Source organism: Streptomyces sp. CAI-85, from assembly GCF_013363615.1.
Lineage (GTDB): Bacteria > Actinomycetota > Actinomycetes > Streptomycetales > Streptomycetaceae > Streptomyces > Streptomyces antibioticus_B.
On the sequence record NZ_JAANNX010000033.1, the window covers coordinates 25,455 to 38,867 of the forward strand.

17 protein-coding genes are annotated in these 13,413 nt (G+C 71.8%); 11 read left to right on the forward strand and 6 right to left on the reverse strand.

Going from position 1 to position 13,413, the window contains the following annotated elements; translation table 11 throughout:
• Positions 1-150: 150 nt before the first annotated feature.
• The 6 genes from G6W55_RS26560 (at position 151) to G6W55_RS26585 (ending at position 5,836) form a co-directional block, all read left to right on the forward strand.
• Entirely contained in the window at positions 151-777 is a 627-nt protein-coding gene (locus G6W55_RS26560) for a TetR/AcrR family transcriptional regulator (protein ID WP_175523338.1), read from the forward strand.
• A gap of 272 nt (positions 778-1,049) precedes the next feature.
• The gene (locus G6W55_RS26565; protein ID WP_175523339.1) at positions 1,050-2,690 is read left to right on the forward strand and encodes an ATP-binding protein; all 1,641 of its coding nucleotides are present in this window, start codon (positions 1,050-1,052) and stop codon (positions 2,688-2,690) included.
• Positions 2,687-3,094: a roadblock/LC7 domain-containing protein gene (locus tag G6W55_RS26570; RefSeq protein WP_030795547.1), complete on the forward strand. Its 408-nt coding sequence runs from the start codon at positions 2,687-2,689 to the stop codon at positions 3,092-3,094. The genes G6W55_RS26565 and G6W55_RS26570 overlap by 4 nt, the downstream gene beginning before the upstream one ends.
• Positions 3,091-3,639: a DUF742 domain-containing protein gene (locus G6W55_RS39635; RefSeq protein WP_254876460.1), complete on the forward strand. Its 549-nt coding sequence runs from the start codon at positions 3,091-3,093 to the stop codon at positions 3,637-3,639. The genes G6W55_RS26570 and G6W55_RS39635 overlap by 4 nt, the downstream gene beginning before the upstream one ends.
• Positions 3,620-4,240 (forward strand): ATP/GTP-binding protein, encoded by a 621-nt coding sequence (locus tag G6W55_RS26580; RefSeq protein ID WP_175523340.1) that lies wholly within the window; start codon positions 3,620-3,622, stop codon positions 4,238-4,240. Before G6W55_RS39635 ends, G6W55_RS26580 begins: the two co-directional genes overlap by 20 nt.
• A 75-nt stretch (positions 4,241-4,315) precedes the next feature.
• Positions 4,316-5,836 (forward strand): cytochrome P450, encoded by a 1,521-nt coding sequence (locus G6W55_RS26585; RefSeq protein WP_175523341.1) that lies wholly within the window; start codon positions 4,316-4,318, stop codon positions 5,834-5,836.
• On the opposite strand, the gene G6W55_RS26590 is transcribed toward G6W55_RS26585, so the two are convergent.
• Entirely contained in the window at positions 5,830-6,813 is a 984-nt protein-coding gene (locus G6W55_RS26590; protein WP_175523342.1) for an RluA family pseudouridine synthase, read from the reverse strand. The two genes, G6W55_RS26585 and G6W55_RS26590, sit on opposite strands and share 7 nt — an antisense overlap.
• A 496-nt stretch (positions 6,814-7,309) precedes the next feature.
• On the opposite strand from G6W55_RS26590, the gene G6W55_RS26595 reads away from it, so the two are divergent.
• The 4 genes from G6W55_RS26595 to G6W55_RS26610 are packed head-to-tail and all read left to right on the forward strand — an operon-like array spanning position 7,310 to position 8,392.
• Positions 7,310-7,579, forward strand: a complete 270-nt coding sequence (locus G6W55_RS26595; RefSeq protein WP_175523343.1) for a hypothetical protein — start codon at positions 7,310-7,312, stop codon at positions 7,577-7,579.
• Positions 7,576-7,950, forward strand: a complete 375-nt coding sequence (locus G6W55_RS26600; protein WP_175523344.1) for a hypothetical protein — start codon at positions 7,576-7,578, stop codon at positions 7,948-7,950. Before G6W55_RS26595 ends, G6W55_RS26600 begins: the two co-directional genes overlap by 4 nt.
• The gene (locus tag G6W55_RS26605) at positions 7,947-8,138 is read left to right on the forward strand and encodes a hypothetical protein (protein ID WP_175523345.1); all 192 of its coding nucleotides are present in this window, start codon (positions 7,947-7,949) and stop codon (positions 8,136-8,138) included. The genes G6W55_RS26600 and G6W55_RS26605 overlap by 4 nt, the downstream gene beginning before the upstream one ends.
• A complete protein-coding gene (locus tag G6W55_RS26610) occupies positions 8,135-8,392 on the forward strand; it encodes a hypothetical protein (protein ID WP_175523346.1) in 258 nt (85 codons plus the stop codon). The genes G6W55_RS26605 and G6W55_RS26610 overlap by 4 nt, the downstream gene beginning before the upstream one ends.
• A gap of 134 nt (positions 8,393-8,526) precedes the next feature.
• Here the strand turns inward: G6W55_RS26610 and G6W55_RS26615 are convergent, their stop codons facing one another.
• Positions 8,527-9,126, reverse strand: coding sequence for a hypothetical protein (locus G6W55_RS26615; RefSeq protein ID WP_175523347.1), 600 nt, complete (start codon positions 9,124-9,126; stop codon positions 8,527-8,529).
• 171 nt (positions 9,127-9,297) lie between these two features.
• Between G6W55_RS26615 and G6W55_RS26620 the strand changes: the two genes are divergently transcribed.
• Positions 9,298-9,546, forward strand: coding sequence for a winged helix-turn-helix domain-containing protein (locus G6W55_RS26620; RefSeq protein WP_175523348.1), 249 nt, complete (start codon positions 9,298-9,300; stop codon positions 9,544-9,546).
• Positions 9,547-9,580: 34 nt separating this feature from the next.
• On the opposite strand, the gene G6W55_RS26625 is transcribed toward G6W55_RS26620, so the two are convergent.
• The 4 genes from G6W55_RS26625 to G6W55_RS26640 form a co-directional block, all read right to left on the reverse strand.
• A complete protein-coding gene (locus tag G6W55_RS26625) occupies positions 9,581-11,035 on the reverse strand; it encodes a phage major capsid protein (RefSeq protein ID WP_175523349.1) in 1,455 nt (484 codons plus the stop codon).
• A gap of 172 nt (positions 11,036-11,207) precedes the next feature.
• Positions 11,208-11,699: a hypothetical protein gene (locus tag G6W55_RS26630; RefSeq protein WP_175523350.1), complete on the reverse strand. Its 492-nt coding sequence runs from the start codon at positions 11,697-11,699 to the stop codon at positions 11,208-11,210.
• A 187-nt stretch (positions 11,700-11,886) separates the two neighbouring features.
• Positions 11,887-12,195 (reverse strand): HNH endonuclease, encoded by a 309-nt coding sequence (locus tag G6W55_RS26635; RefSeq protein ID WP_175523351.1) that lies wholly within the window; start codon positions 12,193-12,195, stop codon positions 11,887-11,889.
• A 991-nt stretch (positions 12,196-13,186) separates the two neighbouring features.
• On the reverse strand, positions 13,187-13,396 hold the full coding sequence (locus G6W55_RS26640; RefSeq protein ID WP_254876461.1) for an AlpA family transcriptional regulator: 210 nt from the start codon (positions 13,394-13,396) through the stop codon (positions 13,187-13,189).
• Positions 13,397-13,413: the final 17 nt, after the last annotated feature.

Sequence of the window (13,413 nt, forward strand, 5' to 3'; positions counted from 1 at the left end):
GTCGCCCGACAGAAATTAGGGGCGGGGCGGGTCGGGGCGGTTGCTCGGCGGTTGCGGGGGTGTTACCGGGTGCTCACGGCCGGTCGAGGCGCTGACCGGCTGCCCGAGCGCGGCCCCGCCGTTTCGGTGCCGTGTGCGAGGATCGGACGCATGGGCACGAGTGGTGGGCGTCGGGTGGGTCGGCCTCGGGTGGTGCAGCGGGTGGAGAGCGGACTGGATCCCCTGGACGAACTGCTGGCCGCCGCCGCCGAGTTGTTCACCACGCGGGGGTACGCGGCCACCACCACCAGGGCCGTCGCCGAACGGGCCGGGATGCGGCAGGCGTCCATGTACCACTACGTCTCCGGCAAGGAGGAGCTGCTCGCCCGGCTTCTGGAGTCCACGGTCACGCCCTCGCTCACCTGCGCCCGCGCCCTGCTCGCCGACGACGCCCGGTCCGCCGAGGACCGGCTGTGGGAGCTGTGCCGTACCGACGTCGAGCTGCTGTGCGCCGGGCCGCACAATCTCGGCGGGCTCTACCTGCTGCCCGAGGTGCGCACCGAGCGCTTCGCCGGCTTCCACGCCGTACGCGCCGAACTCAAGGACGGCTACCGGCAGTTGATCGCCGCGACGACGGCGGGCGCGGCGCTCGCGAAGGGTGAGCTGGACCTGCGTACCGACCTGGTCTTCGGGCTCATCGAGGGCGTCATCCTCGTCCACCGCTCCGATCCGGAGCGCTCCGTGGGGGAGTTCGCCCGCGCCACCGCCGACGCGGCGCTGCGGATCGCCGGGGCCTGACAAGAGGAGAGAAGTACCTTGCTCACCCGTCCCGGTGAGTGACTTCCGTGCGGCCGAACGCCGTTACTCCATGTGTTCGAATGGTGTCTGAGGGTGTAAATGGGGCTGAGGGTACTCCACCCTCGGGGGCGGTTTCAGGCGGTTGCCGAATATGACACAGCGATGATCCGGTCGGACTAAGCTCGCCCGCGGCGCACCGAGTTGCGCTGAATTCGTGCGCTTGTTCCCAAAAATTCCGAAGATGCCGACAGATCCCTACAGAGGGTGCCCACATGGCGAGAGTTCAGTCCCCACCCGGTCGCCGAGAACTTCCCTTCGCCCGCCTGATGCTGCTCCCCGCGATACTGACGGCCGCGGCGACCGGCGCCGCCGTCGCCCTCGTGGCGACGCCCGCCCGGCTCGCCGTCGGCGTCTGCGGAGCCGTCGCCACCCTGCTGGTCACCGCCGCCGGCGCCCAGGCGGTGCGCCACGCCCGGCTGTTCGGCGAGCGGCGCGACCAACTGGAGAAGCAGGCCGCCCAGTTGGAACAGCGCGTGGTCCGCTCGGAACAGCGGGTCGCCGCCCACGAGGAACAGAACCGCCGTATCGCCGACGAGTACGTCCCCACCGCCGTCCTCTGGCTGCGCGGCGGCAACACCACCCGGGACGTCCTGCGGCATCTGAACGAGACCGACGCCTACTTCCGTGAACTGGCCCCCGCGCAGCACGCGATCGTCGCGCGGATGCTCAAGATCGTCGACCATGAGATGGCCCTGCGCGACTCCTCCCAGCGGGCCTTCGTCAACATCGCCCGCCGCGTCCAGGCGATCGTCCACCAGCAGTCCGCGGAACTGCGGGAGATGGAGGAGGACCACGGCCGCAATCCCGAGGTCTTCGACGACCTCCTCCGCGTCGACCACGGCACCTCGATGATCGGCCGCCTCGCCGACTCCATCGGTGTCCTCGGCGGCGGCCGCCCCGGCCGCAGTTGGCCCAACCCGGTCCCGCTCTACAGCGTGCTGCGCGGCGCCATGTCCCGGATCCTGGAGTACCGGCGCATCCAGCTCGACTCCATCGCCAAGGTCAACATCCGCGGCCTGTCGGTCGAGCCGCTCATCCACGCGCTCGCCGAACTCCTCGACAACTCCACCCGTTTCTCGCCGCCGCAGACCAAGGTGCACGTCAACGCCACCGAGGTGCAGACCGGTATCGCCATCGAGATCGAGGACGCCGGCGTCAGCCTCAGCGAGGAGTCCCGCCGCAAGGCCGAGAAGATGCTGGAGGACGCCATGCAGGGCGTCGACCTCCAGGACATCGGCGGCGCCCCGCGCCTCGGCCTCGCCGTCGTCGGCCGGCTGTGCACCTCCTTCAACATGCAGGTGTCGCTGCGGGCTTCGGCGTACGGCGGCGTCCGCGCCGTGCTCATCGTGCCCAGCGAGATGATGACCGGCGACCCCGCTCCCGGCTTCGCGCACGGCATCGGCGCCACCGCCATCCCCAAGGCCGAACTGGGCGCCCTCGAAGGCCCCAAGCGCCCGCCCAAGCGGCGCCGCCCCACCAACCCCAAGATCCCGGCCAACGTCTCGATGCAGGACGACGTCCCCGAGGTCACCGAGTGGACCGAACAGGGGCTGCCGCAGCGCCGCAGCAAGGCGACCATCTCCATCACCCAGCGCTACCGCGAGGCGTACGCCGCCCAGGCCGCCGAACGTGCGGGCGAACCGGACCCGTTCGCCCGGCCCGAGCCGGAGCCCGCGCCCGAGAAGAAGAAGCCCGAGCCGGGGCTGGCGTTCGAGGCGTTCTGGGAGGGCCTGAAGAAGGAGGCCCCGCCGGGAGTGCACCCCACCGACTTCACCCGCAACCCCACCGCATATGTGCACCTGCTCGAGGACAAGGCCAAGTCCGAGGCCGACGATGAAGGGGACCTCACGTGATCCAGCAGCGGCAGAACTTCGACTGGCTGCTCAAGGAGCTGTACGACGGCGTTCCGGGCATCGAGATGATCGTCGTGCTCTCGGCCGACGGCCTGCGGATCGCCCGCTACGCCGGTGACCCCGACGCCGCCGACCGCGTAGCCGCCGCCTGCGCCGGCCTCCAGAGCCTGGCCGGCGCGGTCGCCCAGGAGATCCACTCCAGCGACGGCGAGATGAACCTCGTCATGATCGAGCTGAACGGCGGCTACTTCTATCTGATGTCCGCGGGCGCCAACGCCTATCTCGCCGTCCTCGCCGACGTGCGCTGCGAGGCCGGCCGGATGAGCGGCATGATGCGCGACCTCGTGGTGCGGATCGGCGCCCATCTGACCAGCCCGCCCCGGCGGAACGGGCAGACCGTATGACCCCTCCCCAACGCCGGCGGCGACAACCCCTGCCCGCACCCTCCCCGCCGCCCGACCCGCCCCCACGCACCGGCCCGCCCGCCGGGCGCACCGGCCCTCCGTCCGCGGCGCCCGCACCGCAGTCCGCCGGACCGTCCACCGCGCAGCCCGGCACCCAGCCCGTCGCCCCGTCCGCGGCACCGTCCGGCGCGTCGTCCGGGACGCCCGACAAGGACGGCGAGAACAAGAACCCCGAGCGGTTCTACGTCATCTCGGAGGCCGACGGCGAGCGCGCGCCCCTCGATCTGGTGACGCTGGTGGTGGCGCGCGCCCAGGCCCCGTCGTCCGCGAGCCCCGAACAGAGCGCGGTGCTGCGGATGTGCGGCGCCCCGCTGTCGGTGGCCGAGGTGTCGGCCTATCTCAGCCTGCCGTTCAGCGTGGTGACGGTGCTGCTCACCGAGATGCTGGCGGCCGAACTCGTCCAGGCCCGCGCCCCGATCGTCCGGCAGAACCTCCCCGACCGATCCCTTCTCGAAGCGGTGATGCATGGACTTCAACGCCTCTGACACGATCCCCGGCCCACGGTCCGAGGACCGGCTGCCGCAGACCACCACGGCCGCCGCCAAGATCGTCATCGTGGGCGGTTTCGGCGTCGGCAAGACCACCATGGTCGGCGCGGTCAGCGAGATCAAACCGCTGACCACCGAGGAGACCATGACCCAGGCCGGGATCGGGGTCGACGACGACTACGGCTCGGAGACCAAGACCGCCACCACCGTGGCCATGGACTTCGGCCGTATCCGGATCACCGACGAGGTCGTCCTCTACCTCTTCGGCACCCCCGGCCAGGAACGCTTCTGGTTCCTGTGGGAGGGCCTCTTCGAGGGCGCCCTGGGCGCGGTCGTCCTGGTCGACACCCGCCGTCTGGAGGTCAGCTTCGAGGTGATGGGACGGCTGGAGGAGGGCGGCGTGCCGTTCGTCGTCGCCGTCAACAAGTTCCCCGACGGGCCCCGTTACCGGCTCGACGACCTGCGGGCGGCGCTCGATCTGGCGCCCGAGATCCCGATCGTCGAGTGCGACGCCCGCCGCCGGGCCTCCAGCCGGGACGTCCTCATGACCCTGATGCGCTTCCTGCACTCCCTGGCGCTCAGCAACAGCCTCATCTGAACCGCCGCCGCCCCCCGCCCTGCTTCCTTTCCGCCCCCCCGACACCGGATCCAGCACGCTTTCGGAGCGACTCCTGTGACGTCTGAACACCCCACCCCCAGCGGCCCGCACGACCTCGCCCTCGACCCGCCGCCCGGCTGCCCCGCGCACGGCCGCGCCCCCGGCGCCCCGGCCCGCCTCTACGGCCCCGGCGCGGAGGACCTGGGCGAGCTGTACGAGCAACTCCGCGAGGAGTACGGCCCCGTGGCCCCCGTCCTGCTCCACGACGACCTGCCGATGTGGATGGTCCTCGGACACGCCGAGAACCTGCAACTGACGCGCTCCCCCTCGCACTTCACCAAGGACACCCGGATCTGGGCGCCGCAGCGCGACGGCCGGGTCAGGCCCGACCACCCGCTGATGCCGCACATCGCCTGGCAGCCCATCTGCGCGCACGCCGAGGGCGACGAGCACCGGCGGCTGCGCGGCGCGGTCACCGCCGCCATGGTCACCATCGACGACCGCAGCACCCGCCAGTACATCCACCGCGCCGCGCAGACCCTCGTCAACCGCTTCTGCGAGAAGGGCACCGCGGAGCTGGTCGGGCAGTTCGCCGAACACCTGCCCATGGCGGTGCTGTGCCAGATCCTCGGCATGCCCGAGGAGTACAACGACACGATGGTGGCCGCCGCCCGGGACGCGCTCAAGGGCAGCGAGACCGCCGTCGCCAGCCACGAGTACGTCGTCGGCGCCCTCAGCAGGCTCACCAGTCGCCGCCGCGCCCAGCCCGACGACGACTTCGCCAGCCATCTCATCGCCGACCCGGCGGGACTCACCGACGACGAGGTCCGCGAGCATCTGCGCCTGGTGCTCTTCGCCGCCTACGAGGCGACGGTCAACCTGCTCTCCAACGTGCTGCGCATGATCCTCACCGACCCGCGCTTCCTCGCCCAGCTCAACGGCGGCGAGATGACGGTGCCGGAGGCGGTCGAGCAATCCCTGTGGGACGAGCCGCCGTTCAGCACGATCTTCGGCTACTTCGCCAAGCAGGACACCGAGTTGGGCGGCCAGCGCATCCGCAAGGGCGACGGGCTGTTCTTCGCGCCCGCCCCCGGAAACGTCGACCCGCGGGTGCGCCCCGACCTCTCCGCCCATATGCGCGGCAACCGTTCGCACCTCGCCTTCGGCAGCGGTCCGCACGAGTGCCCGGGCCAGGACATCGGCCGCGCCATCGCCGACGTCGGCGTGGACGCGTTGCTGACCCGGCTGCCGGACATCCAACTCGACTGTGACGAGGAGGAGTTGCGCTGGACGACGTCCATCGCGTCCCGGCATCTGGTGGAACTGCCGGTGCACTTCGAGCCGCGGCCCCCGCAGGACGTCAAACTCAGGCCGAGCCACGCGCACGTGCCGCCGCAGCGGATGGTCGCCCCGATGGTCATGGAGCCCCGGCCGGTACCGCCGGTGCCGGAGCCGCCAGTGGTCCCGGCGCCGACGCCCGAGCCGGTGCCGGCGCCGCAACCGGTCGCCGCCCCGCCGTTCGACGCGTCCACCGCCCTGCCGCCGCGCCGGCCGAACGCCTGGCGCCGGTTCCTGGCGTGGTGGCGCGGCTACTGAGGCCCTGACGGCTCTGCGACGTCAGGTCCCCCGGCCGCCCAACGGCCGTACGCCGCCCACGCGTCGAGGACCCGGCCGCTGCGCAGCCGGTGCTCCCTGCCCGTGACCGGATCGGTGAACTCCAGCTCCCGCGCGAGCAGTTGCAGCGGGCGCCGGAAGTCGCCGGGCGGCACGGGCGGGGCCACCTCGGGGTAGAGCGGATCGCCGAGGATCGGTACGCCGAGGGCGGTCATGTGCACCCGGAGCTGATGGGTCTGCCCGGTCCCCGGCACCAGCCGGTACCGGGCGAGCCCGTCGGACCGGTGCTCCACGGGCTCGATCACACTGACCGCGTTCGGTTCGCCGGGTACCTCGTACGCGGCGAGCCGCCCGCGCTCCTTCACGATCCGGCTGCGCACGGTCACCGGCCACGCGCGCGTGGCGTCGTACGGGGCGACCGCCTCGTACACCTTGCGCATCCGCCGCTCGCGGAACAGGCCCTGGTACGCGCCTCGTTCCTCGGGCCGCACGGTGAACAGCACCAGCCCGGCGGTGAGCCGGTCCAGCCGGTGCGCGGCACCGAGCGCGGGCAGATCCAGCTCACGCCGCAGCCGGGCCAGCGCGGTCTCGGTGACATGGCTGCCGCGCGGGGTGGTGGCGAGGAAGTGCGGCTTGTCGACGACGACGATGTGCGCGTCGCGGTACACGACCTCCAGCGGGAACGGCACCGGCACCTCGGCGGGCAGCTCCCGGTGGAACCAGACGAACATCCCCGGCACGTACGGCGCGTCCGGCGCCACCGCCCGCCCGTCCGCCCCGACGATCCGCCCGTCCCGCAACATCCCGTCGACCACCCCGGCCCCGGCCCCGCTCAGCCGCTCAACGAGATACTCCCGCGCGGTCGCCCAGTTCCCCACCCCGGGCAACCGCACCCGCACCGGATCGATCCCGTCACGCTGAGGCAGGGGAGAGGGCGGGGCAACAACACGACGTCTCATCGCGCCCCAGCCTACGGGGCCGGTCCTGCCCCCTGACCGCCCTCACAGCCTGCGCCCCTGCGATTAGCGCCCCGGACCGCCGACGGGCAGCTCGCCCCACACGCGCACGCGCGCCCAGGGGCGTCCCCCGGGCGCGTACTCACACGGTCGCTGCTTCCGGTGCCGTGCGGCGGCGGTGCGTCCGGAAGGCCAGGCCCGATGTCACCGTGGCCAGTAGGAACAGCACCGTGAACCACTGGAAGTACCAGTGGATGCGCACCTGCCGCGACCTGCGGCGATCTTCCGGCAGACTCTCTGACCTGCCAAAACAACTCTCAGCATTTCTCAGTGATTCCCGCTGTCTTCGGTCCTCATGTGCACGCGTTGTGCACTGCGATGCACGCGCACCCCCGGGACTCCGCCCGTCTCCACCTGGAGACACAGCGGCGCCGCCCGGTGCGGGAACACCGGACGGCGCCTTGATCCGCACCCCTTCGTGATCAAGGAGTCCAGACCTATGCAGAACCGTACCGAGTCCGGCGAGGCGCGTGAGTTGCGCGTGCTCCTGGAGGCCGTCCTCGAGGCCGTCGCTCTCCCCTACCCCGCGACCGTGGGCGACAGTGAGGTGCGCGACCGGATCCTGTCCGACCGGGTGCTGCACGCCCGGGTCGCCCTGGAGGGCGTCCTGCGCAGCGGTGACGAGCCGGGGTGGTCCGCGGAGTACCTGCGGATCCGGCTCGCCGAGACCCCGGCCACCGGCTACCGCACGGTGGGTGAGGGCCGATGAGCACGCGCACCGACCTCGAGCGGCGCCTGAGGGATGCCGAGGACCGTCTGTCCAGGCTGCTCATCAAGGTGGCCGAAGTGAACGTCCTCGTCGGTGTCCTCATGGCGTCCCGTCACCGCCCGGAGGGGACCTCAAAGGAAGAGGCCATCGGCATCGAGGTGGTCGCCGAGTCCGCCGCCTTGGTGCTCGAATCCGGGGTGCATCTCGACCGCCGGCACCTATACCTGGCGCACTCCGAAGACGTGATCGCGCAGCCCGCCCCCAAGCGGCGCCGGCGGCCGCGGCTGCGGGCCGTGCCCACCGGCGACAGCGTGTCCGGGCAGGACATGGACGAGGCGCTGCGCCGGGTGCGTGAGGGTGACGGCCGGTGAGGGCGCGGCGGTTCCCGGTGCCGCGTCCGACCGAGCGGGCCGCCCTCGCCCGGCTCGCCCGGCGGCCGGCCGAGGAGATCCCCGTGCCGGTGCTGCGTGCCTGTCTGGCGGCCGCGTACCGCACGGGCGACCGCTACGGCGTCCGGCTCTACTCGCGGGCCCTGGCCCGCGCCACGGAGGCGCGGTGAGCCACCGTCCCAGGGTGCTGTCCGTACGGATGACGGACAGCCTGGCCGAGGACCTCGCAGTCCTCCAGCGCGGCGGCCTCGATGCCTCTGCCGTGGTCCGCCACGCGGTGCGGATCGTCGCCCAAGGCCAGCGCACCGCCGAGCGCCTGGCGGCCGCCGAGACCGGCCGGCGCAGGCCCGCGGCGCTCACCATCCCCACCGGCGCCCTGTACGCGCCACGGCCCCCGTATGACGGGCCTGAACAGGGCGTATGACAGCACAGGGCCCCGGCCGCGCAACGGCGTCCGGGGCCCTGTGTGCTGCGGCTCAGCAACTGCTGTTGGCGATCCCCCACACCAGCGCCGCCGCGAGGACCAGCAGGGCGGCCAGGTACAGGACGAGCCGGATCTCAGGCTTCCTCATCGGCGTCCCGTCCGCTCAGCTCGTGCCATCCGGCCGCGATCAGCCGGGCGACCGCCATCGGCCCGCACAGCCTGGCGGCCGACTCCATCGGCACCGACCAGTACGAGCCCACCCGGGGATCCTGGTCGACGACGTCCAGGCGCGGCACGCCGAGGTAGCAGCCGCGGCCCAGACACTCGATCTCGGCGGAACTCCACTCCTCGGCGGCCGCCCGCCACGTGGCCGGCATGCTCGCCGGAACCAGCGCGTAGTAGCGCAGCCCCCGCGGGTCGCAGATCACCGGGCCGTCGTCGAGGACCTCGGCGAGGAACTGGTCGACGTCGGCGGACGGCGTGCGGCCGCCGGCCACCGCGAGCACCAGGCGCGCCGGCAGCCGTACGGCCGACACGAGCGTCCCCAGCGGCAGCACGGCCACCCGGTGATCGGTCCACTCCCGGCGAGCCCGGGCGCGCGCGTCGTCGCCTAGGGTCGACAACAGCCACTGTTCAGCGGCCAACCGGCGGTCTGCGGCCGGATGCACCAGCACCCCCGGCAAGGACTCCACCGGCCGCAGTAACGCCTCCCGGGGACGCGCTGTAGGTTCCATGGTGTCGCAGCTCCTTCATAGCTGTGGCCATGCCCTGGGAGGTCTCGCCGCCTCGCCGGGGCTTTCTCCTGCTCGGACGCTACCGCTATAGGCCACTACATGGCACCCCATACGGCCACATGGAGCCACCTACGGATGTACGGGGAGAGGTGCCGCCGTACGTTCCGGAGCATGAGCGAGGACCCGTTCCAGTACGTCTATGTGCGCGTGGCGGACCAGGTGGAGGCAGAGATCCGCGCCGGCCGCCTGCCTCACGGCGCGAGGCTCCCGAACGAACGGGACATGGGCGCCCAGTACGGAGTGGCCCCGGGCACCGCGCGGCGAGCCGTCCAGGAGCTGAGGGAGCGCGGCCTTGTCGTGACGCTGCCGAACAAGGGCACGTTCGTCGTCGCTCCCGACGGCGACGGCCACCAGGGGTAGTTGCTCCTGGCGGCCGTCGCCGATCGGGCGCTGGTCAGGTCTTGTTCTGGAGAAGCCGGAACCTGGTGTCGTCGATCGAGTCGGCACCGATGCGGGCCCACGCGAACAGCCCGCGCTGGCCGGTGGGCCGGTTGTTGGTCACATCGAACAGGTGCGAGACCGGTTCGATGCTCATCCCGGCACGCTGCGCGACGACGTAGCCCGAGAAGTCACCGACGACGAGCATGTTCGCCGCAGCGGTCCCGGTCGGCATCGCGGCCATGTGCTCGTTGGTGACGTACGGGCGGTCGTAGAGCATGCCGCCCTCCAGGGAGTAGACCGGGTTCCCTTCGCCGTTGTCGGCGCTCAGGGCCTGGATCTGGTTGCGGACGGAGACCGAGCTCATCCACGCGACGCGGTCGCCGTTGCGGGCCCGGGCGGGCAGCGCGGCCCACACCCGGGCGATGTCGGCCAGGCCGCCGATCGTCCCGCCCGTGGTCACCACCATCTCCGCGTTGGTGTTCGCGTCCAGAGCGGTCACGATCCCGGTGGGCTGGTTCGACGCCCCCAGTCCCGTGGTGAGCGCGGCACCCACCAAGTCGGTGTAGCCGGAGGCGAGCAGAGCCATCATCTGCGCCTCGAAGTCGACGATGTCCGAGCCGGCCTCGATCGAGAACGGGATGAACCCGTCGGCGCGGTTGGTCGGGATCTCCGGCTGGGCGAGCGACGGCGCGTTGTCGGTCGTCGCCGCGGCCTCCGCGTTCCACTGCCACGTGACGCCGGCGGTCGTCAGCCCGCGCCACGTGTCGTTCGTGATCACCTCGACCCGGGCCAGCGCGTAGACGGGATTCCCGAGTCCCTGGGCTGTGAGGAACATCGTCGGATCGATGATCACCGGGACGGCGAACCCGCCCGTCGACGGGGTGCCGATCGCCATCGCACGCCGCTCGAAGTCGCGCACCGCGCGCACGGCGCGGATCTCGTCGTCCGTCAGCATCGGGTTCCGCTCGCTGATGAGCTGACGGAACGCCGTGCGGTAGTGCCGATTCATCGTCAGCAGCGTGCGCTGCGCGACGAGTTCACCGTCGACGTCATCGGAGTCGGCGCGGATCAGCGCCTCCATGCGGTCCCCGGCGGCGCTGTCGAGTCCGCGCATGCGGACCTCGTCGTCGACCAGCCGCAGAGCGCGCTGCCGCACCTCCGACAACCCCGCACCGGCGGCCGGAGGCGCGCCCGGGGCGAACTGGCCGCCGTACTGGGAGCGGGACGCCTCAAGGCGCGCCTGGCGCTGCTCGGCGACGAACTCGCGCAGTTCCACCAGCGCGCGGCTGTGCGCGTCGTAGGCGCGCTGCTGGGAGGCGGTGAGGTCGGCGGTGCCGGCCTCGATGTGGAGCCGCTCGATGGCGGCGCCGTGGCGGTCGACGGCGATGCTCGCGGCTTCCTCGAGCTGCGCGAGGTCGGTGTACTGCTCGCGCAGCTCGGCGAGGGTGGGAATGCGGACGGGGTCCATCGGGCCCTCCTGGGCATGAATGCGACATGGGACGGCCACCCCGACCGCTCGACACCGGATGCTCGGAGAGCTTCGGCCGGCGGAGTCGGTCCCGGGCCCCGGGGAAGGCGCTGGCGGTCTCGGAGAGGTTCCCGCCGCGCGCACGTCCCGTGCCGTCCCCCAGCGTACGGCCTCAGACGCCCTCGGGGCCGTCTTCCAGGTCCTCGGCGGGGCGCACGGTCAGGTTCTGGCCCATGCGCAGCTCACACTGCCGCAGCAGCCCGCACGCCACCGACAGCAGCGAGCGGAGCTCACCGACCTCGAGAGCGCTCATCATCGCGTTGAAGGCGTCGACGTCGCCGCGCCCGTACGCGCCGACCAGCGCGGTCAGGTCACGGGCCGACTCGGCGACCGCGGCCGGTTCCGCCTCGGGGGCCACCGCCGAGGCCGCGGCGGCCTCGGCCTGGCGGGCCGCCAGGCGGTTGAGACGCCGGATCGCGGCCATCACCCGCTGAAGCTCCTGGTAGGCAGCGAAAGCAGACTCGCTGCCGGCGTCGACGATCGCCGCCAGGGCGAGGGCCATCTCACGCTGCGGGGACGGCGCGTGCGGGCGCGCGGCGAGCCACTCGACGAGCGCGGCGCTCAGTTCCCCACTCCCGCCATTTTGGCGGCTGACTTCCATCATGGAACTCAGCTCACCACCCGACTCGGAGGGGTTATGACCTGCGGTTTCTTCAGACATCGGAGTCCTTTCGGCGGTCGCCCGCCATGATCACTCCCGGCTGGTTTCCTCCGGGGACGTTTTTTTGTGCACTGGACGCGGGGTGAACGGGCGCCCCGTCACCAAAAATTCGGGCCGCGCCGACGCGGACTCAGAGGCCGTTCGCTTCCGGGCCCGCGTACCAGTCGACCGAGGTGTTGAGCCTGCCCGCCCTGAACTCGGTCAGGGTCTTGTCGCCCTTCTCCTGGTTGCAGCAGCGGCCGCACACCGGGCAGCCCTCGGTACCGTGCGCCGGCACCAGGTTGTCCAGGCCGTGCGTGCCGCCGCGCGACACCGGGATGTCATGGTCGGCGGTCGTCGCCCCGGCGTGCCCACACAAGGCGCACACGTCCGAGTGGGCGAGTAGCTGCGCGCGGGCCCGGCGGTACGCGTACGCATCGACATCACGACGGCGAGGCATGGTCGTTACTCCTGTCTGGTGGTGTGGCCGGGCCCTGACTCATGAAGCGCCAGCCATCAGGCCGCAGCGCAGGCATGCGGGGCGGTTGCGTGCCAGAGGGCGCCGACAGCCCGCACAGCGGCCGTGCGGGGCCTCAGGGTCCCCCGGGGCCTGCTGGGGCGCGGCGGGGGCTGCGCGGGGCTCAGGGTTGGTCAGAGCAACGATCATCGGCTGTTGCCCGGGGACCCCTCCGCCGGCCGGTAGCGGATCGCGGACGCCGGCGGTCGGCACCGAGTGCAGCGGTGGCCGCTCCTCGTCGGCTTCGGGCGCGCGTGCGTCCTGTGGTTGATCTCCTACACCAGCCATCTCGTGAGTAGAGACATGAGTACTACCTGAGTAGTCGGGGGTCGGTCCCCCGAACTGATCGGGGGTCGGTCCCCCGAACCCAATCGGGGGTCGGTCCCCCGAACCGTCATCGCTCAGGTTCGGGGGGTGGTCCCCTGAACTTCCCTCGCTCAGGTTCGGGGGTCGGTCCCCCGAACTCCGCTCGCTCCGCTCCCCCTTCCATGGCGGTGGCTTCTTGGCCGGCTTAGAAGGAGGACGGGACTCCTCCAACTCGGCGGCCGCGAAGTCCCACCGGGGTACGGGGGACACGAGGATCACGTACTGGGCAGTCCTGCCGCGCTTCTGCTCACCCTCGATGGCGACGACCCCGGCAGCCACCGCGGCGCGGAGGTATCGCCGCGTGTCCTTCTCGTCGGCGCCGCAGGCCTGCGCAATCTGGGTGATGCGGTAGGGGCCCCGCTCTCCACTGATGCGCCCGTCGGGGCGAGCGATCGCACGGAGGGCGTAGAGGAGTTTCAGGAACCCCGCGCGCAGCGCGCGGGGCATGTCCTTTGCCCAGGTCCACGCCAAGGCGTTCCCGAAGGCGTTCGGTACGCCACCACTGGCCCGCGCTGACTCCGCGTCGTCCATGTGCACCCCCTTCTTGGCTGGTCGAGAGGGGAGCGGTTCACGCGGGCTGCGAGGGGTCGAACGCCTCGACGTCGTCCCAGCGGTAGCGGACGTGCCTTCCGATCTTCCGGAACTTGGGCCCAGTGCCCTTGTAGTTCCACTGGTAGACGGTGGCGATCGGCACGCGGAAGTAGTCGGCGACGTCCTGCGCGGTGGCCATGGGGCGCGGTTTCGCAGCCGCGGGCTTCGGGAGGGTCGTGCGTGCCATGGACATCTCCGGTCGTT